The following is a 22,555-nucleotide window of genomic DNA, read 5'->3' as shown; positions in this document are numbered from 1 at the left end:
GGATTTCCGATTAAAAACTAAGGAGAAGGCATCATGTTTGGTCAGCACAGTCAGAATAGTAAACGCTATCTAAAAAGTCAAAGTTTAATTACTGCTGGTAAAATCAACCCGGTCAAATGGTTAATTTCCAAAGAAGAAGCCCAGAAAGCGTTGCAAGAGTTTGGTGTTCCGATCAAAGAAGTAAAAAAAATCCGTTGTCTCCGACATCAGGTATGTATATCTTATTGGAATATCAACGGAAAAATTTGTTGTTCATTTTTCAGTTACCGGATATTTGAACGTTGGTTAAACGCAGTAGAAAACCTGATAGATAGCTGTAAAAGTCTTGGAGATTGGGAGGATTTAGGCGATCGCATCCAATACGAACTGATCAGATTTTTCTATCCTCAAACAATGGCAAATCAAATTTGGCACAGTTTAAGAACTCATTGGTATAAATTGCAATCTACCTTAAAAATCGCCTAATAAATTGCTAAAACTGTATTAATCAAATCGAATTTTCTCTTTCTAATTGCTCTAATAATTCCTCAGCAATATCGCACCAGCGCTGACGATATTTAGCATCCTCTGGTTTTTCGGTTAAAGCGCGTCCTTTGAGTTGGGGATATTTGGCGTAAAATAGGCGATCGACTTGCGGATAAAAATTCCTCACTCCTAAAGCCTTACTGCGCCGCATAATTTCTGCTTGACGCTCCAATTCAGTTTTAGATAAAGTTGCATCATCATTAGGTAAATTAGGTAAATTAGGTAAATTAGGAAAAGATATTTTTGTCGGCAATTTTAATAACCCAGCTTGAGCAAAATTCCAAGCACCAACTCCCACAACTACAACTGCACTTACTTTCAAACTATTGACTAAAAACTTGTCTCCCCACAGCTTTTTCACAGGTAAATTAACAATAGTTTTACCTACATTAGCAATAACTTGAGTAACATTAGTTTTCCAACTACGCCCGACAAAATTAAGCGTTTGCATTTGGGAAATATTGGGATTACCAGCAGTCACAGGTGGAGGATTAGGATTAACAATAGGCTGAGGATTAGCATTAGTAACTGTTGGTAAAAGCTGCAAAACTTCTCTGGCTGACTGATAGCGATCGCTAGCTCGATAAGCCAAACACTTATCTAAAATCCTCCCCAATTCTGGACTTAAACTAATGTATTGTCGCCAACACCAAACCGCTTTAGAATTATCATAAAGTTCCTTTGGTTCTTTACCAGAGAGTAACACCAAAACCGTCACCGCCAAAGCATACAAATCACTGCTAGGAAAAGCTTTTCCCTGACGAATTTGTTCCGGTGGCGCGTAACCTTCCTTACCCAACAAAGTAACTAAAGCTCGTCCAGTCGCCTTATAAACAGCAGTTGTCGCCGCTTTTTTCACACCCCCAAAATCAATTAAAACTGGCATTTTATCCGCATTACGCAGCATCAAATTTTCCGGGGAAATATCCCGATGTACAACACCTTGAGAGTGAATGTATTCTAACACTGGCAAAATTTGCCGCTGTAATTCAACAACTTCCGCCTCACTTAAACAACGCTGTTTTAAAATTTGCGCGTAACTCTCACCTTCGATATAATCTTGAACTAAAAATAGTGATTGTTTGCCGTTTAATTGCGATCGTAATAACTCCCGAAAATTTGGAATTTGGGAATGCTGCAACTTATAAAGGACACTTGCTTCTCGTTCAAATAACTCTTCGGCTTTTTGTAACTCATTAGCACCTTGAATTTGGGGAGCAAATTCTTTCAAAACACAAGGTTCTAGGTAACGGTTAATATCCCTCGCTAAGTAAGTACGTCCAAAGCCGCCTTGTCCCAACTCGCGGACAATTTCATAACGATTTTCCAGCTTTGAGCCAACAGTCAGAGGTGAAGAGTTAGACATTCTTACGAGTCAAGAAACACAACAGGGAAGTTTAAGAGATTTTAACTCATCAGTTGCTAAAAAACACCAGTCTATCCAGCTTTTTTCTCTGCACCTTTTAACATTAGTTGAGATATCGCTGCAAAAGCATCGATCCAAGCTTGCTTTACCTCTGCTGTCCAATTTTCTCCCAAGTATAATTCAAATGTTTTCAATAAAGCAGCACAGAAATCGGGATAATATTCTTTCAATGCTCCATATTGTACATGACGCTCACCCAGTTGCTTTAAAGCATCATTCACCGTTTCCGTATCTCGAATATTCTCTATAGTTAGCATTAGAGCGCGGATCAAGTGCTTGCGTTGTTCGATCATATTTGTCCGTGCAAACAAAGGCTGAATTTGGGGATAATCGTGAAACAGGTTTTCATAGAAACTGATGGCGAACTCATCGGTGCGTTCTTTAATCTGTTGGAAAGTTTCTTGTAAAACTTCTACTTGCAAAGCCATTGTTGCTCCTAAGTGTCAATTAGCTAAAAAATGGCTGGTATGGCTCAATCATAATCCCCGATTTTGCCAAATACCAAGTATTAGCCCGAAATATGTCTGAAGTTTAAGCCTTTCCTGAGAGCGATCGCAATAATAAGTTTGTGTATTACAATTTGTAAAAGAAATTCTCATTGAATCACAGCCGGACTGCAAGTTTTGGATCGTGATTGATGAAAATCGAACTCAAGGAAGGAGAACATGGAAGCTGCAACAATAAACTGTGCGGAAGCCTGCGTTAATGGCTGTGTTTTGGGTGACAAATGTCCGAATAAGGAATATGTCGCCTCTGCATCCAAGTTTATCAACGATGTTTCGTTAGATAGAATGCACGAAATTGCCGAAGCTGCTTTAAGAAGAAAAATGTCCCAGCCACCCCAATGGGTAATTCCCGATTTTCCCGAATCAAAATAGTTAGGATTTTTAGCGATCGCATTTTAGCATTTTACATTTTGGTGAGAGGAGTTTGGGGGGGAGGAGTGCGATCGCTAATTCAATTTTAGATTTTAGATTCACATTAATATTTTTATTATTGCGTTGATTATTCATCAATATTAATTGAACCTGAACAATCATTATCACTATTGACTACTTTTATTTCTCGCCGCTTCTAACTTTCGACGAATAGCTGCTTGAACCTTCTGATCAAAATCAGGATCATCAGGACTCGCAATAATTTTCAGTGGACGTTGATTAATTCGATCTAAGTACGCTTGCAACGCAGCTTGATCTTCACGATGCTTGAGAAAATACTCTTTCAACTCAGCATTAGACATTGAATCATAGTTAATTTGGCTCATTAACAAACTCTCGACTTAGTGTAATTTGAAATAGTCACCTCAGAAGTTTGTCATACTCAGCGTGCGATCCGATCCAAAACCAAACAATATCGTTATCATCTTCTAATGCTACTGCTCGATAGTGTAAACCTACCCGTACTGACCAAAAGCGTCCCACTTTTTTAAAATGTAATGATGGATACCAAGAGTCCTGCTTCAGCAACTCGTAACATTGATTCGCGAGTTCCTGAATATCTGGAGGTAGTCTTCGATAGTGATACCAAAAGTCTGGTGTTGCACGGTGTCTCACAAATCGGTGCAGCGTCCTTCTCGTAAATGTTTTAATGCTTTCTCAGCAAGTGCATCAAGCTTACCTGCTGCTACATCCGCTTCAAATTTTTGATCCCAGAGTTCTGCATCAAACTCAGCGAACCAGGTACGAAAAGCTGCAAGTTCTTCTGGGGAAAGTTGTCTAACAGCCTGTTCAATATCTTCAAGGTTATTCATGTGTCAGAACAACAAATCGTTTCATCGCATTTTACCATGTTACATTTTGGTGGGGAGTTTGGGGGGATGTGGTGCGATCGCTAATTCAATTTTAGATTTACCTTCAACTTTTCATTATCCTGCTGATTATATTAAAGTGGAAGATAATAAATCGTTCCTTCTAATTCGCCTCAGCAAGGAATTTCAACATACTTCCCTTTCAGTTTTGCGGGGTAATAATCTGTCGCGCAATCCTTGGGGATCAAACCTCGCCTTATTCATTTTACGAACTTCTTGAGCTTCCTGCTGTCGTTGCTGTAAGTATGCTTCAACTTCATCTTGATGGTTGAGATAGAAAGCAATAGTAGCATATACATCAGCAAGTTTCAGAGATGGATAACGATAAACAATTTCTTCTGTAGTTGCTCCTTGTTTGAAAACAGAAACTATAGTATCAAGTGTTACGCGAGTTTTGCCTACTCGAACTACACCATCATCAGTAATATGCAGTGGTGCTCTTTCAGCTACAATTGCTAATGTCATAAGCAAGACCGAGAGGCATATCCTCATCAATTAAAAATCTCATTTTTAGCCTCTAGCAGGAAGTAAATGGAATTGCTCTTTTTCGATCAATTCCGCAGCGTAACTCAGAGCAGCTAAAATGTCCGCTTCACTCACTTCATATTCTTGCATTACCTCTTCTTTAGTCATTCCAGATGCCAGTCCGCCAATTATCCGAGTAATCGGAACTCTTGTTCCCTTAATAACTGGTTTGCCATGTTGAATTTTGGGATTGATGATCACGCGATCGTTCATAACTTTAATTTAAATTTTGGTTTATTATGTTAATTGTAATTAACAGATTATAATATTTTACAGCAGGTATTGTATAATTAGCGATCGCATTTTACCATTTTACATTTCTTTCATTCTCAGTACCGAGAGAAGAGAGAACAAGAGAAGAGACACCTCATCTACACATTCATCCCACTCCATAAAACACCACTCCCACAAAAAACAACTCCAAGGGAGATGCCCTATGGGGGCATTTTGGGAGAAGTTCAGGTTTCCAAACCAATCGTCTTTTTCTTTCACATACCACCCTACGCGATCGGCAAACTCTTTCCAAACTTTGTAGTCATAATCTGGCTTACCACCAATTTCCAACCAAATTTTTTGCTGTACGCTAAAGCCAAAGTGTCCGTTACTGCACTTTACCCAAAGTTGGTCAATCGTGCCGAGGTCTTCCCAGGGAAATGCTCTCATATCTTCAGAAATTAGCCGACCTTCTTGTTCTCGTTTAGCTATTTTGAGCATAATCCTTGCTGTTTCTTCATCAGCTTCTCTCCATTTTTCAGCAGCTAGTAGGTTTTGTAAATTGGTGTAATCTATTCCTTCTGCCATAAATCGTAAAAAACGAAAAAGCTTATCTTTAAATCTTTACAAATTTCAGCAGCTACTTCCTGAATCTGATTAACCAAAACTGTCCCCTTCTATGGCAACCTGAAGAACAGAGAGGAACAGCAAAGTAAAGAACAGGTTATGCAAACACTGCCCAATCCCGCTACTTCTACCAGTCAACCGGAATTTGATACCGTAATCAAACGGCGGAAAACTCGTCCCGTGAAAGTTGCTAACGTTACCATTGGCGGGGGCTACCCGGTGGTGGTACAGTCGATGATTAACGAAGACACGATGGATATTGATGGCTCAGTTGCTGCAATTCGTCGCTTGCATGAGATTGGCTGCGAAATTGTGCGCGTTACTGTTCCTAGTGTCGGTCATGCTAAAGCAGTTGGCGAAATTAAGCAAAAACTCCGCCAAACTTACCAAGATGTGCCTTTGGTGGCTGACGTTCATCACAATGGCATGAAAATTGCTTTGGAAGTCGCCAAATATGTGGACAAAGTGCGGATTAATCCAGGATTATATGTGTTTGAGAAACCTAGACCGGATAGAACCGAATTTACGCAAGCTGAAATTGATGAAATTGGCGAGAAAATCCGGGAAACTTTAGAACCTTTGGTGGTTTCCTTGCGCGATCAAGGTAAGGCGATGCGAATCGGGGTTAATCATGGTTCGTTGGCGGAAAGAATGCTGTTTACTTATGGTGACACGCCGGAGGGGATGGTAGAATCTGCGATCGAATTCCTTCGCATTTGTGAATCACTCGACTTCCGTAACTTAGTCATCTCCATGAAAGCTTCCCGCGTACCAGTAATGATTGCTGCTTATCGCTTGATGGCAAAGCGGATGGATGAACTGGGAATGGACTATCCTCTACATTTAGGCGTTACCGAAGCCGGGGATGGGGAATATGGCAGAATCAAGTCTACGGCAGGAATTGCTACATTATTAGCAGATGGGATTGGTGACACAATTCGGGTTTCCCTAACCGAAGCACCGGAAAAAGAGATTCCTGTCTGCTATAGTATTCTTCAGGCTTTGGGACTGAGGAAAACGATGGTCGAATATGTCGCCTGTCCTTCCTGCGGTCGTACTTTATTTAACCTGGAAGAAGTGTTGCATAAAGTGCGAGAAGCCACCAAACACCTGACTGGTTTGGACATAGCAGTAATGGGTTGTATTGTCAATGGCCCAGGAGAAATGGCAGATGCCGATTACGGTTATGTGGGAAAACAGCCCGGTTTTATTTCTCTGTATCGTGGCAGAGAAGAAATTAAAAAAGTCCCAGAGTCTCAAGGTGTGGAGGAGTTAATAAACTTAATAAAAGCAGACGGTCGTTGGGTCGATCCTTAATAACCGTATGACTTGTCAATATGCCATTCGCAAAATAGTCATAAGCACTGAACTTTTACTTCAAAAGCCTGTGCTAAATTGGGCTTAATTTGCAGAACAGTTTTTTCCCTCCGGCTCAGTAATAACAGTATGACAATAACTAGAAAAGGTCTTTTTGTAAGTGCGACAGCTGCGGTATTGACTACTGTTGCTGTTACGGGCGCTGGTATTCATCTTTCCAGTCAGGCATTTTTCAGAGAAAGTCCCAAAGAACTTGTCGATGAAGTTTGGCAGATTGTCGATCGCAATTATGTAGATGGCACTTTTAACCAAGTAGATTGGCAAGCTATCCGCAACGAATACCTGAGCCGGACTTACGCTACAAAAGAAGATGCCTACAAAGCAATCCGGGAAATGCTGAAAAAGCTGGACGATCCCTACACTCGGTTTATGGACCCCCAAGAGTTTAAGAGTATGCAAATCGATACCTCTGGGGAATTGACAGGTGTAGGTATCCAGTTAACTCAGGATGAAGATACTAAGAAAATCGTGGTAATTTCTCCCATTGAAGGTACACCAGCTGCTAAAGCTGGGGTGCTTGCCAAAGATGAAATCGTCAAGATTGATGGCAAGAGTACCACTGGGATGAATGTCAACGATGTGGTTAACTTGATTCGTGGCCCTGTAGGTTCCGAAGTGAATCTCACTATTAAGCGGAAAAATCAAGAACAAACCTTTAAACTGAAACGGGAGAGGATTGAAATTCACCCAGTCCGTTTCAACGCTCGTAAAGAGGTGCCAGGTGGACTTGGGTATATTCGTTTGAACCAGTTTAGCGCCAATGCTGCGCCAGAAATGCGCCAAGCAATTCAGGCTTTAGAAAAACAAGGTGTAGCTGGTTATATTTTGGATTTACGTTCTAACCCAGGTGGGTTGCTTTATTCCAGTATAGATATTGCCCGGATGTGGTTAAAAGAAGGCTCGATCGTCTCTACAGTCGATCGCCAAGGTGAAAGCGAACGCCAAAAAGCCAACCATCGCCAATTAACCGATAAACCATTGGTGATTTTGGTCGATGGTGGATCTGCTAGTGCCAGCGAAATTCTCTCAGGCGCACTGCAAGATAATAATCGCGCCGTTTTGGTGGGAACAAAAACCTTTGGTAAAGGTTTAGTACAATCAGTAAGACCCTTGGGAGATGGATCGGGATTAGCAGTTACTATTGCTAAGTACTTCACCCCCAGCGGTAGAGACATTAACCACGCCGGAATTGCTCCTAACGTGGTAGTTGAACTTTCCGACGCGCAAAAGCAACAATTAGTGAAGAACCGCGACGCAATTGGCACTATGCAAGATCCCCAATATGCCAAAGGAGTGGAAATTTTGCAACAACAAATCGCCAAACGTAACGGAAGTGCTCGTCCAACGTCCACTTCTTCGCAGCAATAAGTGTTTGCAGAAATTAAAGAAGCCTTGTAGAGACGTTGTATACAACGTCTCTACTTTGTTGCAGATGTCTATTAGACCTCTGCAACAAAGAATCCCAAAGGCAGGCAGGATGCCTACCCCACAAGAGTTTTTGGAGATGTTTATTGTAAAAAGAGAGAAAAATTTTCAAATATTCATATTTGTTAAACCTAAATATAAAGCAAAACTAGGTTTTTGTGACAGTGTGTTAAATAGGGGTTAACCTCAGATGAAATACGAGGTAACTTCACAGATAGGAGATTTATTTAAGGACAACTGGGCAAAAAAAATTTTAGATTTCCTTTGGATTTTAGTAGGGGCAATTCATGAATTGCCCCTACTCTAAAACCTAAAACTCAACAGAACAATTGCAAACATTAGGAGACGCGGCTGCTTTAGGGAACGAGTAAAAAGGCAGTCGTAAAGGAGGATTTATGAGCGAAAAAGTTGTTTCTAACTGCCGGAATGTCGCGATCGTAGGCCCTTATTTAAGCGGTAAAACTAGCTTGCTAGAAAGTTTATTATTTGTGACAGGTGCGATTTCGCGCAAAGGCAGTATCAAAGATAAAAATACGGTGGGAGATAGTTCGGCAGAAGCACGCGATCGGCAAATGAGCGTCGAAGTATCAGTAGCAAACACCGAATACGAAGACATCAATTTTACCTTTTTAGATTGTCCAGGTTCCGTAGAATTTGCTCAAGAAACTTATAATGCTTTGATTGGTGTAGACGCAGCGGTGGTAGTATGTGAACCAGTGTGCGATCGCGTCCTCACCCTCGCCCCCCTCTTCAAATTCCTCGATGATTGGGAAATTCCCCACCTAGTTTTCATTAACAAAATGGATCGGGCGAACAACAACTTCATGGATGTATTGCACGCCCTGAAAGCTGTTTCTAGCCGTCCCTTAGTGCCGCATCAATATCCGATCGGTCAAGGAGAAGACCTGATCGGTTTTATCGACTTAGTAACAGAACAAGCTTATCACTACCATCCTGGTGCCCCAGCTGACCCCGTACCCTTCCCCGCAGAACTGAAAGAACAAGAGCACGCCGCCAGGGAAGAAATGTTAGAAGAGTTGGCTAACTTTGACGATCACCTACTCGAAGAACTCCTCGAAGAAATTGAACCGCCTCAAGAAGAAATCGTCGCTGACCTGAAAATGGAACTAGGTGCAGACTTAATTGTGCCAGTATTCTTAGGAGTTGCCGAAAAAGACTTTGGCGTGCGACCCTTACTACAAGCCCTGTTGCGCGAAGCCCCAGAACCAGACACTATTAAAGAACGGCGCGGTATTTCTCTCAAAGGCGAAACACCCTTAGCGCAAGTGTTGAAAACTTTATTCACTCCCCAAGGTGGCAAACTTTCCTTAGTTAGAGTTTGGCAAGGTGTTCTGACTGACGGTGCAACCCTTAACGGCGTGCGTGCAGGTGGCTTATATCGCATCACAGGTCAACAACAAACTAGCGTACAAGAAGCGAAAGCTGGGGAAATTGTCGCTATTGGCAGGTTAGAGGGTATAAAAACGGGCGATACCCTCTCAACTAACAGCGGACAACCGGAGTCAGAATTACCCAAAGCGGAACAATTGACTCCGGTTTATGCTTTAGCGGTGACAGCGGAAAAACGCAACGATGAAGTAAAAATTAGCACGGCTTTTGCCAAGTTAATTGAAGAAGATCCTTCTCTAGCTTGGGAACAACATGGCGACACTCGCGAAGTCATACTCTGGGGACAAGGTGATATTCACCTGCAAATAGCCTTAGACCGTCTGCGTCGCAAGTATAATTTGCCAATGGTGACACATTTACCGCAAGTTCCCTACAAAGAAACTATTCGCAAACCTGCTAATTCCGTACATGGACGCTACAAACACCAAAGCGGGGGACATGGACAATTTGGCGATGTTTATTTGGATATTAAACCTTTAAGTCGTGGCGAAGGTTTCAACTTCCAAGAAAAAATTGTCGGTGGAGTAGTTCCCCGGCAATATATTCCAGGTGTGGAAACTGGTGTGCGAGAATATTTGGCACATGGGCCATTAGGTTTCCCAGTTGTTGATGTGGCAGTAACGCTAATTAATGGTTCTTATCACACGGTAGATAGTTCGGAACAAGCCTTTAAGCAAGCTGCACGTTTAGCAATGCAAGAAGGTCTACCTCAGTGTCAACCTGTTTTGTTAGAACCTATTACCGCGATCGAAATTTCCACTCCCAAAGATTTTACTGCAAAAGCCATGCAATTGCTCACCGGACGACGGGGACAAGTGTTAGGTTATGAAGCTAAAGATGGTTGGAAAGGTTGGGATAAAATTTCAGCTTATTTGCCACAAGCGGAAATGCGTGACTTTATTATTGAGTTACGCAGTCTGACAATGGGCGTAGGTTTCTTTGATTGGAAATACGACCACTTGCAAGAAGTACCAGATAAAGTTGCCGAAAAAGTTGTGGCAAGTAATGCTAATGGTAATGGTAACAGTAAATAACTTCTAGCAAAGTCCGATATTCATCTGCGTTTATCTGCGTTTATCTGCGCTCATCTGCGTTTTTAAAATTAGAAATATCGGGCAAAACCCAAGAATTGTCATAATTATACCCCTGGAAACTGGATGGTGTGGGAAATGCGATCGGTTTTCAGGGATTTATTCTCAAAAGGGAGTGCTAACCTAATTTTCATTTGTCTAGATTACATTAATTGACAATTATAAAATTTATAGTAAAATATATATTAAATTTGTATAAATTTCTTTAGCTTCAAATGAAAAGTATTACTAAGGAAGTGTGTTATGTTAAACAATTAGAATTATTTCATCCATTTAAATACACTTATGAAAAATTTGACTTTACCTTTATAGATTTATTTGCTGGCATAGGAGGTTTTAGAATTGCCTTAGAAGAACTAGGAGGTAAATGTTTAGGCTATTCAGAAGTTGATAAAGAAGCTATAAAAGTTTACGAGAGTAATTTTAAGAATTTGCCAGAAGCAAGTCTAGGAGATATTCGTAAAATAAATAAGTTACCCTTTGAAGTAGATGTAGTAGTTGGTGGTGTTCCTTGCCAACCTTGGTCTGTAGCGGGTAAACTCAAAGGATTTGAAGATCCTAGAGGTAAACTTTGGTTAGATACTATTAGAGTTGTGGAAATAAATAAGCCGAAAGTTTTTATCTTTGAAAATGTCAAAGGCTTAATAGAACCAATTAATAGAAAAAGTTTTGAATATATAGTTAACTCTTTTGCAATAATAGGTTACTCTGTTAAATCGCAATTACTGAATTCTTATGACTTTGGAGTTCCACAAAATAGGGAAAGAGTTTTTATAGTAGGAATAAGAAATGATTTAGAACACCATAAAAACTTTTCTTTTCCCGAACCCTTAGAAATTAAACCTAAATTATATAGCTTTATTGAAGGAGTACAGCATTGCAGTAAATTTAGCAAAAGCAAATTAGCCGCAGAAATTTTGTTTGGTGAAAAGATACCGCGTTCCAGAAATCGTTTTCAAAAAAATGATGAACTGAATGATTTTTTTATTTTTTGTGATACAAGAGATGGTCACACTACTATTCATTCATGGGATATCATTAGGACTAGCGAAAGAGAAAAGTTGATCTGCTATACAATTCTAAAAAATAGAAGAAAAAAGCAATATGGTGCAAAAGACGGAAATCCTTTATCCTTTGAAGTTTTAGCACAATTAATCCCAAAGCTTAAACAAAAAGAACTAAATAAGCTTATTGAAAAAAATATTCTTCGTTATATCGAAAATGAAGGATACGAATTTGTCAATTCTAAAAACTCTACAGGAATCAACGGTGTTTATAGAGTATTTCTACCTCATTCCGATATTATCCCTACTTTGACAGCTACAGGTAATAAAGACTATATAGCCAAGATTTCTATAGAAGGATGTGAAAATCCTGAAGAGTATAAAAGTAAATTTATTAAAGAGATTTATAAAAAAAAGAAATTCAAGCCTATTTCTGCTAAAGACGCTGGTAGATTGCAAGGTTTTCCCGATTGGTTTATTATGGCTGAAAATGAAGATACAGCCAAAAAACAATTTGGAAATGCTGTTCCGATTCCAGTAGTTTATCACCTAATGAAAACATTATTAAACCAAGTTAAATTTGACCAAAAATTATGATTCCAGACAATAAACGCACTGAGATATTAGATAAATTTAAAGCTTTTTTTAGAGATGAAATTATAAATAATCATAGAAAAAATACTTTAAAGCTCAAAAGACTTCAAGAGTTTAAAATAAATCCTTTTTTATGGTTTTACTTAGCTAAATATTTGACTGGTGATACATCGCCAGTTAGCATCGCCAAAATTTTAATATATCCCAGAGTTCTTGGTACATCTATAACTACTACATTTGGGACAGCAATGCAAAAGTTTATATCTACAGTCCTTGAAGGTTTTGGTTCCACAACGCCTGGGATTGATATAGAGTTTGTAGACCAAATTGATTTTACAAAGAAATATTGTCAATTGAAATCAGGCCCAGATTCAATTAATAGAGATGATGTAACTACCATCAAAAATCATTTCCGAGAAGCAAGAAATAGAGCAAGAACTAATAATCTTAAAATTAGCTCTGATGACTTTGTTTTTTGTACAGTCTATGGGGAAAGAAGTGAAATGAATTCTTTTATTTCAGAACTGTCAAGAGATTATACAGTGTATATGGGTAAAGAATTTTGGTATAGATTGACAGGCGAAGAAGCATTTTACAATAGATTGATAAATGCCATAATTGAGATTGTAGATGAGATGGATATGCCATCAATTGTTGAAAAAGTTATAGAAGATTTAAGTAAGGAAATATCTAGTAAAGTTACTACTTCTAATCTAAATCAGTCTCAGACTCCTAAGCTTCAACAATCCCAGGATAAAACTAAAATGGAAACAGTTAATAAGTTAAGGCAGTTTGGCTTGGGTGATGAGCAAATTGCAGAGGCGCTAGGGTTAACTTTGGATGAGGTTAAACAAGTAGATTCACAGGATTGAAAGGGTTATGGTGAAATGCGATCGCATAAAATAAAAAAAAGGTGAGGGTAGGGACACGGCATAATTAACATTTGCAACTCCTGCGTTATCTATTGAATGCCGTGTCCCTACAATTTCCCTGAAAAAGGGCAAGGTTTTTGCACTCTGATATTTATAAATTTAAGAACGCAGATAAAATAAAAAACTAAATATCTAAACTCTCTACTGTAATTTCAGTAGAATGCTCAATACTAAACTGATAATAAACTTCCTGTTTAACTTGCCGTTTTCCCTTGGCTTTTAAATTAAGTAACCATTCTAATTGTCCCATTTCTCCCAGATGAATTTCTGGATTTGTACTAAGCAACCTAACTTTGACTTTTTCATCCCGACTAACAGGCAATTGGACAATCAATCTCAGTTTAACCTTTTCGGTTTTTAAATTAAGCACTTGCAATTTATAACCATAAGTAGTGCGACGATAGTTACCAATTATTTCGATATTTCGTTCTATTAAATCCTGCTCAATTTTTAAACCTTGGTCAATACCCAAATTTAATTTCAACTCTTGTTCAGGTGCAATGTTTTCTAATTCAGTAGTGCCAATTAAAGCATTATCAAAGAAGATATTAGCTTTTCCTGGTAAGAAAGTTAAACTGGTGTTGTTAGTAACTGTTGCTTCTAAATAAGCAAAACTCATTTGTCGAGGTATGGCAATATATTTTGTACGACAAAGTAAATCTTTATGGAAAACAGTAACTTTATGCGATGTACCATCTGAAAGAATAGTATAATTTTTATCGAGGTTATATGTAACTACACCTGTAGATTTAGTTGTGCGATCGACTAGTTTCTGTAATCGCACTAAATCTTGTTTTTTGTCAGTATGATTTTCTTCTGCTAATAAAGCTTCTAACTCAGCAAAATCATCATAAGTTTGGGCATTTTTCTGCGAACAAGCTGCAACTTTACAACCAGTAATATACCAAGGTTCTAATTTTAATGGTTGAGTAACTAAAGTTGGTTTAGCTGTGGAAAGGGTGAGATTAACATCTGTCCAATCTTCTCCGGTTTTTTGCCTAATTTCTGCTAAACAAGTAAGATTTATTTGCTTTCGATCGCTATTACTCCGCAAATCATAAAATGGTGTCCAATTAACTTGACTGACGAGATAAGTAATTTCTAATTCGCAATCATTAGGAAAAGTTGTTTCTAAGGTAATTACAATGTTAACGCTGCTGTGAATTTGTTTAGAAACAGGCTGCTGTAATTGTTTGAATTGTTGATTTAATATTTCTAACCGCTTTTCTATTTCTATGAATTGCTTTTCATTTTCGCTAATGCTTTGAGCATAATTTTGGTAAGATTGTCCAAGAAAGTCAAGTAATTCTTGAACTTCCGTGAGTTTAAGTGGTTCAGAAGCTAAATTATTAGTGAATCTATCTACAGATTTCTCACTAAAATTTTGCATAAAAACCTGTTGTAATTGAATCGAGTTTATTTTGTCTTCTAAATGGCGTTTTTGGTCTTCTAGTTGCCGAATTTTACCTGAAATTTGATTGGTTTTATGTTGTAAAGATTCATTGGCAAAGATGCGTTCTGTTCGCACTGCTAAGAGTTGTACTTTTGAGTTATCTAAACATCTTGCGGTTACAGAATCAGTGTGAACAGTTAAGGGTAAATTAGCGATCGCAATCTCCTGCTGTCCACCCTTTAAACTAAACTTACCCCGCCTAGTAACTAAAGCTTGGTTATCATAAACAGTTACTTCACAAATTTTACAGTCATTTGTCATTTGTCATTCGTCCTTGGTAATAGAATAGTTGGCAACAGCTAAATTATTATTCCCATTACCAACTACCAACTACCCATTACCTATTACTGAGGTTTCTTTTTAATGCGATCGATCTCTTTTTGCAACTCCTCTATTTGACGGCGCAAAATTTCCTCTTGACTTGGCGGTGTTTCCGCTTTTACATCAACTGCACCTTCGGCGGCAGATTTTTGATAATTACCGTTACGAATTTGGCGATACTCATCAGATCCAGACCATTGTTGTAAGTGACTAATGCGTTCTACTAAAAAAGGATGGCTCAAGAATACACCTTGAGCTAGGTTATTATAAAGCAGGAATTTATAAACTTGATTCAGTCCATCTTCATCTAAATTCTGATATCTTTGCGATTGTTGAATAAATTCCGGTAAACTGCATTCATTGCCATATTTGAGACTACCACCAGCTAATTTCATCATTGACATTAATACAGGATTAAGTTCATCAGATAGTAATAGTGCTGCGCGATCGGCTGATAATTCCGATCGTCTTTTCCACTCATAAAACGCATAAATCAAACCCCCACTAATCAAATTCCCCAATCCAAAAGTCATTTCGCCAATAAACGAAGCCGTACTAATCGCCCAAAGTGCCATTTGATTTAAGATAGTGTGCCCACATTTAATATGTCCTAGTTCATGAGCAATGACTGACCTAATTTCAGCTTCACTCATCAAATCTAAGAGTGCTGAATTAAGTACAATTGAAGGATGTTCTTGACCTAAAGCATAAGCATTAGCTAATGGATATTGACTAATAAATATAGCAGGTTCCGGGTAAATATCTAAATCTTTGACACATTCGCGAAACATTTGATAAATGGTAGAATATTGCCTTGGCCCAACTTGAATGCTGTTACCCAGATGATAAACAAATTGGGGACGTTCGTAGAGAAATTCGACAAATTTGCTGGCGATCAGATCGAAGCCAGGTAAACTGCGGAGAGTTTGTTCGGCTTCGCGATCGAGCGGATGACGAAAAGCTTCGCTGGAGATTCCTTTATAAGTTGGCATATTAACTGTTTTGATTTTCTTAGGTAATAGCTATTTCTATTATGGTGTGTCTGCATAACAATCAGTATGGCGCAATCCCCGTCTGTGAATTAATCCCCTCTGTGAATCAATCCCCCGGATGCAAATCCATCCCGCCTGCGAATCAATTCGCAGGCTAATAGCGAAAGTCCGTTGAAACGGACTGAATCATCTGGGGAATTTTAGTCCGTTTTAACGGAGTTGGGCTATTAGCCTGGAAATTGATTTCCAGGCGAGTCGGATGGATGAGCGATGATTTGTGTGTGCAAATCAATCCCCCAGTATGCCAATCAATCCCACCTGCGAATCAATTCGCAGGCTAATAGCGAAAGTCCGTTGAAACGGACTGAATAATGGGGAGAAATTTAGTCCGTTTTAACGGAGTTGGGCTATTAGCCTGGAAATTGATTTCCAGGCGAGTCCGATCGATCAACCGTTATCCTTGTGTAAGAACAAATATTTAATCATCAATAGCTTGCCCAATATTACCAAAAGGCTATAAAATCATGCCAATTTAAATAAAAAAAAGGATTTTTATGGCTCTTTGGCGGCTTTATTATCACCTTGTTTGGGCAACAAAAGAACGTCAGCCGCTAATCACTGCAAAAAGAGAGTCTGACCTTTACAATTATATCATTGGTAAAGCTGATTCACTCCGTTGTATTGTTCATGCTATCGGTGGTACAGAAGACCATATTCATTTAGTAGTTTCTATTCCTCCTAATTTGTCGATCGCAGATTTTATTCAACAAATCAAAGGTAGCAGTTCCCATCAAATGAATCAGCTTTTAATCAGTTCAGAAGCTAAATTTTCTTGGCAACGTGGCTATGGGATATTTTCTTTGGGACGCAAGCAATTAAATGATGCAATCGCTTACGTAAAAAATCAAAAACAGCATCATTTACAAGGAACAATTATTGCTGCTTTAGAACGAGAAACTGAGGAAGATGATGGCTCGAAATTAGGCGATCAGAATATTTGATAAATCAATTTACTCACAAGTATTTTTTTAGGCTAATCTATTGATAGAGCGATCGGAGAATACTATGCAAGCTTACAAACTCAAAGGAAAAGTTGATGATGCAGGTAACTTAGCAGTTACGGAATCTGTTAAAATGCCCCCAGGTGATGTGGAAATCATCGTTTTACAAACGGTTTCGGCAGTCGAGCATAATCAGAGCGATAAAAATGAATCCTCAGTTGCAAAACCTAAAAGAAAAGTCTTATGCAGAGTAGAAGCATTCAGAGACTTGTTTGAAAACACCGAACCAGCACCACCTGACTTCGATCCAGATGAAGCTCGCTGGGAAGCTTTAAAGGAGAAATATAATCTATGAAAGTACTAATTGATACTAATATTATCATCGACTTTGCCCTTGAGCGACAGCCTTTTTATAACGAAAGTGAGCAGGTTTTCTTGTTTGCTCAACAAAGGCAAATTGAAGGTTACGTTTCAGCCTCAACTTTTGGCGACCTTTATTACATTATTCGGAAGAATAAAGGTCGAGATTGGACACTCACTTTTTTAAATAGATTAGCTTCTGTTTGTCAAGTTGCTACGGTCGATCGAGATGTAATTTCAATGGCTCTAACTGCCAATTTTAGAGATTTTGAAGATGCCATTCAATACAGTGTTGCTAGGGTGAATGAATTTGATGCAATTGTAACACGCGATCCAGCAGATTTCCCAGTTTCTACCCCTCAAATTTTAACACCTACAGAGTTGATTCAGGAATTAACAAACTCTTTTTAAACGTCACAAAAACTTATTTCACAGATTGCTAATTACTAAACGGGTTTAAAATCTCTTCAAGTCCCTGTTTAACTTTCTGAAGTTCTTCTCTTTGTTGCTTAATCCAAATTTTTTCAGCTTCTCTTTGTTCTGGTGTTTCTTGCTGATATCGTTCTTGTTTGGCTAGAAAATCGCTGTAAAATGCGATCGCCTCATCAATAACTTCTGTAGCCAAATTAACTTGCTCATCAAAGTATGAACTAATATAATTCTCCATTTTTGACCAAACGTTATTCTTAAAAATTACTACTTCATGCCAAGGAATATCACCCCAATTATTCCAATTTATTAAATACATACTGACATTATTCTTAAATTCTGGAATAATTTTATTTGTACTATCTTCAGCCTTTCCCAACCTTGCTTCAATTTCACTCAGTATGAGTTCAAGCTTTTTACTTAAGGTTGTCTGTGATTTCCAATCTAAAAGCTTTATACATTCCAAAATTAACTCTAATCTTATCAGGTTAATTTCTTGATGAATGCGTATTAAACTATTGGCAGTTATTGTACTAAGTTTTGGAAGTGGAAAATGAGCATCCGCTTCAGAGCGAATATCCTTAATAAAACCATCTTTATCACCCCAGCCAATTTTTTCCTTCAAATTGCCATTCTTGTCAATAAACCATTTTTTCTTCAGTATTTCAACTTTGTCTTCCCAATATTTTTTCGCTTCTTTAAGTGCCTCTTCTTTGCATTGTCGGCTTAACTGCTGAATTCTGAAATGTCGTCCACTTAATTCTCCAATATGTTCCCATATTTCTGCTGTCGGTGCAGCAGCAATTCTCGGCTTACTATCCCAAACTGCATCAGCATAATCTAACTCTTCAAAACTTTTCTGAATATATGATTTAAGTCGAGTAGCTGATTCTTGAAGTTCTTTAAAGAACGGTTGTAATGATTTATTAAGCTCTGTTGCAGATTGTTTAATTTCTAAGGATTTAGGATCGTTCGTTAGTAGTTGCGTCGAAGATTGATTAATTCTTTGAAAAGCTTTTAAATACTCATTCATTTTTCGCCTCACCTTGTATAGTTTTTCGTCACTGATTGGGAATCCTAAAATATAGTATAGTTCGCTAGTATCCAAAGAGACAAACATGACTATTTCCCCTGACAAGATATTATTGATGATGAATGCGGCTAGTACTATAGCCAGCTTTACCCCGGCATCCGTGTTCTTATGTCCCATACTCAACGTTGCAGGACAAATTTATGGTAGCTATGTAGGAATGAAAGCTCAAGAAGCCCAATACCAATGGCAACAAAGTGTTGATAATAACCTAAAAAGTATTAATGATAACTTGGTGGTTTTACAATCAACTACAAGCTTGATTGGACTTGGAACTGAAGCAGGTGCAACTATATCAGCAGTTAACCTTTACCAGGTCATAAAATTGAGGCAAGAAGTCAATCAAGGAAAGGTAATAGTTCATGGTGGCTTTATTCCTTTGGCAGGTTCTTTACAAGGCTATCCCACAGCAGTCATCACACAGATTCAAAAAGTTGCTGATGACGTTGAATACAGACATCATCGAACAATTTTATCGCTGGCTTACGGGCAATTTATCCAAGCTGTTAATTGGCTCCGCAATGCAGTACATTTACCTGATGACGCTCACAAAACTGCTGCTTTTGCTGGTATAAATGGAATGTTATTTAACGCTCTGGCTAATTATACCAATCCTGAAATTTACAAACATAATAGTGTTGCAGGAAGACTACGCAGAATGGAATGCGCTTGGGCAATTGAACAAACAATTACAATGGTATTTCAATTGCAAGGTGCGCCTGATGTAGTAATTCAGCGTCTTTCTAATCTCCAAGACAAAATTCGTAAAGAACTTATCCATTTAATTAACCTTTGCGAAACTCAAGAAGAGTTAGATTTTATATTTCCAGAAATCGCCCGAATTCATAATCAGGATTTAGCAGGTTTAAAACTTTGGCAAGAGCAAGTTGATTTGATGCGAAGCTTGTCTCCTGAAGATTTAAAAGAATTAGAAACCGCTTGCTCTGAAAAATTACTAACTGCTAACAACCAAAAACAAGAAATAACAGCTTTAGCAGAACCTCCCGAACAAATACTCTACAATCAATTACGGGAAAAATCTCATTTCCTATCTCTACGCGATCAACTCCGCTTCGTAATTCAACCAGAATCAAGACAAGATCATGAATCTTACATTAGCCAACAAGCTAAAAACTCTAATTATCACGGTTTGGCTCCTTCAAATTGGCAGGAAATCACAGATTTAACTGTTGCTAATCTCTACTGGTACTTCAAAAAACCTAAACCATCTTTTTAGTTGCAGTTTCGCCTTAACTGAGATCTTGCACCTGCGATGCGAGCTATTAGCCCGGAAATCAATTTCCGGGCTAATAGCTAAAGTCCATTTTAATGGACTTTAGCTATTGAATATTAACTATTTAGTCATATAACAGAGCCTTTCACGGGCGGGAATGCTTGTTATAGATGAAAGAAACAATTGTTTGGTACGCAGGAATATGGTTGTGTAGGGACACGGCATAATTAACTTTATTTTCTAGTCCAAAATATCTCGGATGCCGTGTCCCTACATATTTGTCTCTTAGGAGGACTTTAGCTATAAGAAAAGCGAATTGATAAGGCAGGCGGATTTTGGGACTGGTGCAAGATCTGAGTTAACTCATCCTAAATCTACAATTCTTTTTCCAGTCGGATTTATCCGACTTTAGCTATTAGCCTGGGAATTGATTCCCAGGCGGGCTATTGCTCTACATCCATTGAACTTTAGCCCCAAACAACTGCCAAATTCAACACAAAACCAGGCAAAACATCTTCCCCAGACAAACTAACAGGATTATCCAAAAATTCCTTCTCTCTACCCCTACGGTAAATCTCTACTTGTCGATCTTTCTGATTAATTAACCACCCCAACCTTGTACCATTTTCTATATACTCCTGCATCCTACGCGGACTAAGTTTTGTCTAGCCCCTGGTTTCAACCTGTGGGAAAAAATGAACCGAAAACCCTCTAAACCGTCACCTTTAATGTCGAAGTTTCGTCCAAAACCTGCTTACCTTCATTAACTAAATACTCAAAAAATGTCTGCGCCACAACAGACAATTGTTTCCCTGACGGATACACCACATACCAATGTCTTTCAATAGGAAAACCCTGGACATCTAATATAGTTAATTGACTAGTTGCACCTTCTAAAGCTAAAGTATGACTCGATAAAACAGATATCCCCAAACCACCAGCAATAGCTTGTTTAATCGCCTCATTACTCCCCAGTTCTAACTTAACTTTTAAACCCAAACCTTCCTTCTCAAACATTTTTTGCACAGCATGGCGCGTACCAGAACCAGGTTCCCGCATAATAAAAGGTTCATTAGCAATCTCAGCTAAAGAAATATTTTTCTGATTAGCTAAATGATGACTGCTCGGTGCCAAAACTACCAAAGGATTTTCCAAAAATGGGTGAACATTCATATCCAAATGATCTGGTATTTGGCTGAGAATATACAAATCATCTTGATTCTGGGAAAACCTTTCCATGAGAATTTCATGATTAGTCACTTGCAGCGACACATCAATTCCCGGATAACGTTGGCAAAAAGGCCCTAACAAACGTGGTACAACATATTTTGCTGTTGTCACTACCGCCAATCGTAACAGACCTTGTTTAACACCTTTCAAGTCAGCAATGGTCATTTCAAATTGGGCAATGCGATCGAAAATTTCCCGACAAGTCGCCAGTAACTCTCTTCCCGCCTCCGTCAAATACAAACGTTTACCTACCTGTTCAAATAGCGGTAAACCAACAGACTTAGACAGCTGTTTTACCTGCATGGAAACAGTAGGTTGAGTTAAAAACAACTCTTCAGCGGCGCGGGTAAAACTCCCATGACGAGCCGCCGCTTCAAATACTTTTAGTTGATGAAGTGTGGTATGCTTCAAAAACCACTCTCCTAAAAAGCGCAAACTATAGATTATAGTCTATCACAATTATCAATAACAATGACTTTTCATTATGTAAAGTTCCAGCTATGATGAGTTCACCGGCAAGAGCGTAAGACATCTTCCACAAGGCGTTGCACAAAATGGACATGAAATTCTGCGGGCTGCCTGAACTTATTATCCCAAGTGCTTGGCTAACACCAAATACTCGTAAGTCTACCCACAAGAATCATGCTTCAGATGTGCAGCGCTTTTATTTCTTGCCTCATTCAACTTCTTCTGGGACGGGAACAGGTAATTTAGCTAAATCAGGTAATTGGAGTAACTCTTTCTCGGTTTCTTTGACAGCGACGGGTAACATAACAGGTTGAGGTTTCTCGATCCAGCAGCTGGCGACAGGCAAAGTTTGTTCCAAATCATCCAGAGGTCGCGGAATCACCATCACAGCGTTTAATTCTCCGATCCGTTCCGCTTCGTACATTCCGGCTTCCACAGCCATAGCTACGTTAGCCACTGTACCCCGGATAATTGCCGTACAAAGCCCTGCACCTATTTTCTCATAAGATGCCAGTTGAACATCAGCAGCTTTCAACATTGCATCACAAGCGCCTACCATCGCCGGGAAACCTCTAGTTTCCAGCAAACCGATCGCTTGATTACTTAAACGGCTGTAACCGTTAGCTTCCGAAAGCTGGGATAAACGATGACCGATCGGCAACACCACTTCTAAATTAGGTAAAGGTCGAGGAATCACCAATTTAGAAAGTAATTGACCAAACTTTTCCGCAGTCTCAGCCCCAGCTTCCACAGCCAAACGGACATCAGAAATCCTACCTCGGACGATCGCAGTACATTGACCACTACCAATCTTCTCATAACCTACCAAAGCTACTCCCGCAGACTTCAACATCATATCCGCGCAGCCAACAATCGCAGGAAAACTGCCAGTTGATACCAGTCCTAAAGCCATATCCCGGAAATCTTCGCGTCCGTTCGCTCCCTGAAATCGCATTTTAACCTCCCTGTAGTTGCTAGTCGTCAGTCGTTAATCATCAGAAATTCAAAGACTAACACCTAA

Annotated in this window: 25 protein-coding genes and 1 pseudogene; 11 read left to right on the top strand and 15 right to left on the bottom strand. The window is 39.0% G+C overall.

Annotation, left to right across the window (positions count from 1 at the left end):
* The first annotated feature begins 33 nt into the window (after window positions 1-33).
* Window positions 34-465: a hypothetical protein gene (locus tag ACE1CC_RS26130; RefSeq protein WP_413273356.1), complete on the top strand. Its 432-nt coding sequence runs from the start codon at window positions 34-36 to the stop codon at window positions 463-465.
* 22 nt (window positions 466-487) lie between these two features.
* On the opposite strand, the gene ACE1CC_RS26125 is transcribed toward ACE1CC_RS26130, so the two are convergent.
* Together ACE1CC_RS26125 and ACE1CC_RS26120 are read right to left on the bottom strand one after the other, a co-directional pair.
* Complete coding sequence (locus tag ACE1CC_RS26125; RefSeq protein ID WP_413273355.1) at window positions 488-1,891, bottom strand: protein kinase domain-containing protein; 1,404 nt, start codon at window positions 1,889-1,891, stop codon at window positions 488-490.
* A 71-nt stretch (window positions 1,892-1,962) separates the two neighbouring features.
* The gene (locus ACE1CC_RS26120; protein ID WP_413273354.1) at window positions 1,963-2,379 is read right to left on the bottom strand and encodes a globin family protein; all 417 of its coding nucleotides are present in this window, start codon (window positions 2,377-2,379) and stop codon (window positions 1,963-1,965) included.
* A 237-nt stretch (window positions 2,380-2,616) separates the two neighbouring features.
* Here ACE1CC_RS26120 and ACE1CC_RS26115 point away from each other — a divergent pair, with 237 nt between their 5' ends.
* On the top strand, window positions 2,617-2,829 hold the full coding sequence (locus ACE1CC_RS26115; RefSeq protein WP_413273353.1) for a hypothetical protein: 213 nt from the start codon (window positions 2,617-2,619) through the stop codon (window positions 2,827-2,829).
* A gap of 9 nt (window positions 2,830-2,838) precedes the next feature.
* Here the strand turns inward: ACE1CC_RS26115 and ACE1CC_RS26110 are convergent, their stop codons facing one another.
* From ACE1CC_RS26110 to ACE1CC_RS26080, 7 genes are all read right to left on the bottom strand, one after another.
* Window positions 2,839-2,964, bottom strand: coding sequence for a hypothetical protein (locus tag ACE1CC_RS26110; RefSeq protein ID WP_413273352.1), 126 nt, complete (start codon window positions 2,962-2,964; stop codon window positions 2,839-2,841).
* 32 nt (window positions 2,965-2,996) lie between these two features.
* Window positions 2,997-3,215 carry a DUF6887 family protein gene (locus ACE1CC_RS26105; RefSeq protein ID WP_413273351.1) on the bottom strand — a complete coding sequence of 73 codons (219 nt, stop codon included), beginning with the start codon at window positions 3,213-3,215 and terminating at the stop codon, window positions 2,997-2,999.
* Between the two features lie 34 nt (window positions 3,216-3,249).
* The gene (locus tag ACE1CC_RS26100; protein ID WP_413273350.1) at window positions 3,250-3,504 is read right to left on the bottom strand and encodes a ParE family toxin-like protein; all 255 of its coding nucleotides are present in this window, start codon (window positions 3,502-3,504) and stop codon (window positions 3,250-3,252) included.
* The gene (locus ACE1CC_RS26095) at window positions 3,501-3,701 is read right to left on the bottom strand and encodes a hypothetical protein (protein ID WP_413273349.1); all 201 of its coding nucleotides are present in this window, start codon (window positions 3,699-3,701) and stop codon (window positions 3,501-3,503) included. The genes ACE1CC_RS26100 and ACE1CC_RS26095 overlap by 4 nt, the downstream gene beginning before the upstream one ends.
* A 183-nt stretch (window positions 3,702-3,884) precedes the next feature.
* Window positions 3,885-4,223 (bottom strand): DUF433 domain-containing protein, encoded by a 339-nt coding sequence (locus ACE1CC_RS26090; protein ID WP_413273348.1) that lies wholly within the window; start codon window positions 4,221-4,223, stop codon window positions 3,885-3,887.
* 45 nt (window positions 4,224-4,268) lie between these two features.
* Complete coding sequence (locus ACE1CC_RS26085) at window positions 4,269-4,496, bottom strand: DUF433 domain-containing protein (protein ID WP_413265449.1); 228 nt, start codon at window positions 4,494-4,496, stop codon at window positions 4,269-4,271.
* Between the two features lie 99 nt (window positions 4,497-4,595).
* Window positions 4,596-5,084 carry a GUN4 domain-containing protein gene (locus tag ACE1CC_RS26080; RefSeq protein WP_413273347.1) on the bottom strand — a complete coding sequence of 163 codons (489 nt, stop codon included), beginning with the start codon at window positions 5,082-5,084 and terminating at the stop codon, window positions 4,596-4,598.
* A gap of 138 nt (window positions 5,085-5,222) precedes the next feature.
* On the opposite strand from ACE1CC_RS26080, the gene ispG reads away from it, so the two are divergent.
* The 5 genes from ispG to ACE1CC_RS26055 all read left to right on the top strand — a co-directional run bounded on the left by ispG (window position 5,223) and on the right by ACE1CC_RS26055 (window position 12,896).
* Window positions 5,223-6,440: a (E)-4-hydroxy-3-methylbut-2-enyl-diphosphate synthase gene (gene ispG / locus ACE1CC_RS26075; RefSeq protein ID WP_413273346.1), complete on the top strand. Its 1,218-nt coding sequence runs from the start codon at window positions 5,223-5,225 to the stop codon at window positions 6,438-6,440.
* Window positions 6,441-6,569: 129 nt separating this feature from the next.
* The gene (gene ctpC / locus ACE1CC_RS26070; protein WP_413273345.1) at window positions 6,570-7,868 is read left to right on the top strand and encodes a carboxyl-terminal processing protease CtpC; all 1,299 of its coding nucleotides are present in this window, start codon (window positions 6,570-6,572) and stop codon (window positions 7,866-7,868) included.
* 452 nt (window positions 7,869-8,320) lie between these two features.
* A complete protein-coding gene (locus ACE1CC_RS26065; protein ID WP_413273344.1) occupies window positions 8,321-10,369 on the top strand; it encodes an elongation factor G in 2,049 nt (682 codons plus the stop codon).
* A gap of 272 nt (window positions 10,370-10,641) precedes the next feature.
* Window positions 10,642-12,027, top strand: coding sequence for a DNA cytosine methyltransferase (locus tag ACE1CC_RS26060; protein ID WP_413273343.1), 1,386 nt, complete (start codon window positions 10,642-10,644; stop codon window positions 12,025-12,027).
* Window positions 12,024-12,896: a PmeII family type II restriction endonuclease gene (locus ACE1CC_RS26055; RefSeq protein ID WP_413273342.1), complete on the top strand. Its 873-nt coding sequence runs from the start codon at window positions 12,024-12,026 to the stop codon at window positions 12,894-12,896. Before ACE1CC_RS26060 ends, ACE1CC_RS26055 begins: the two co-directional genes overlap by 4 nt.
* A 184-nt stretch (window positions 12,897-13,080) precedes the next feature.
* Here ACE1CC_RS26055 and ACE1CC_RS26050 read toward each other — a convergent pair whose 3' ends face one another.
* Window positions 13,081-14,670, bottom strand: coding sequence for a mucoidy inhibitor MuiA family protein (locus tag ACE1CC_RS26050; protein WP_413273341.1), 1,590 nt, complete (start codon window positions 14,668-14,670; stop codon window positions 13,081-13,083).
* A gap of 83 nt (window positions 14,671-14,753) precedes the next feature.
* Window positions 14,754-15,722, bottom strand: coding sequence for a M48 family metallopeptidase (locus ACE1CC_RS26045; RefSeq protein WP_413273340.1), 969 nt, complete (start codon window positions 15,720-15,722; stop codon window positions 14,754-14,756).
* A gap of 554 nt (window positions 15,723-16,276) precedes the next feature.
* On the opposite strand from ACE1CC_RS26045, the gene tnpA reads away from it, so the two are divergent.
* From tnpA to ACE1CC_RS26030, 3 genes are all read left to right on the top strand, one after another.
* Window positions 16,277-16,723 carry an IS200/IS605 family transposase gene (gene tnpA, locus ACE1CC_RS26040; protein WP_413273339.1) on the top strand — a complete coding sequence of 149 codons (447 nt, stop codon included), beginning with the start codon at window positions 16,277-16,279 and terminating at the stop codon, window positions 16,721-16,723.
* Between the two features lie 64 nt (window positions 16,724-16,787).
* Window positions 16,788-17,078 carry a hypothetical protein gene (locus ACE1CC_RS26035; protein ID WP_413273338.1) on the top strand — a complete coding sequence of 97 codons (291 nt, stop codon included), beginning with the start codon at window positions 16,788-16,790 and terminating at the stop codon, window positions 17,076-17,078.
* Entirely contained in the window at window positions 17,075-17,494 is a 420-nt protein-coding gene (locus ACE1CC_RS26030) for a type II toxin-antitoxin system VapC family toxin (protein ID WP_413273337.1), read from the top strand. The genes ACE1CC_RS26035 and ACE1CC_RS26030 overlap by 4 nt, the downstream gene beginning before the upstream one ends.
* Before the next feature lie 28 nt (window positions 17,495-17,522).
* Here the strand turns inward: ACE1CC_RS26030 and ACE1CC_RS26025 are convergent, their stop codons facing one another.
* The gene (locus ACE1CC_RS26025; RefSeq protein ID WP_413273336.1) at window positions 17,523-18,545 is read right to left on the bottom strand and encodes a hypothetical protein; all 1,023 of its coding nucleotides are present in this window, start codon (window positions 18,543-18,545) and stop codon (window positions 17,523-17,525) included.
* 85 nt (window positions 18,546-18,630) lie between these two features.
* Between ACE1CC_RS26025 and ACE1CC_RS26020 the strand changes: the two genes are divergently transcribed.
* Window positions 18,631-19,839 (top strand): hypothetical protein, encoded by a 1,209-nt coding sequence (locus ACE1CC_RS26020; RefSeq protein WP_413273335.1) that lies wholly within the window; start codon window positions 18,631-18,633, stop codon window positions 19,837-19,839.
* A gap of 464 nt (window positions 19,840-20,303) precedes the next feature.
* Here the strand turns inward: ACE1CC_RS26020 and ACE1CC_RS26015 are convergent.
* From ACE1CC_RS26015 to ACE1CC_RS26005, 3 genes and pseudogenes are all read right to left on the bottom strand, one after another.
* Window positions 20,304-20,483: pseudogene (locus tag ACE1CC_RS26015) on the bottom strand (Uma2 family endonuclease); the annotation flags it as partial.
* 64 nt (window positions 20,484-20,547) lie between these two features.
* Complete coding sequence (locus ACE1CC_RS26010) at window positions 20,548-21,477, bottom strand: LysR family transcriptional regulator (protein ID WP_413273334.1); 930 nt, start codon at window positions 21,475-21,477, stop codon at window positions 20,548-20,550.
* A 265-nt stretch (window positions 21,478-21,742) separates the two neighbouring features.
* On the bottom strand, window positions 21,743-22,489 hold the full coding sequence (locus tag ACE1CC_RS26005; RefSeq protein WP_413273333.1) for a carbon dioxide-concentrating mechanism protein CcmK: 747 nt from the start codon (window positions 22,487-22,489) through the stop codon (window positions 21,743-21,745).
* Window positions 22,490-22,555: the final 66 nt, after the last annotated feature.

Source organism: Floridaenema aerugineum BLCC-F46, from assembly GCF_041929345.1.
Taxonomy (GTDB): Bacteria; Cyanobacteriota; Cyanobacteriia; order Cyanobacteriales; family Aerosakkonemataceae; genus Floridanema; species Floridanema aerugineum.
This window is presented reverse-complemented; position numbering and strand designations above follow the sequence as displayed.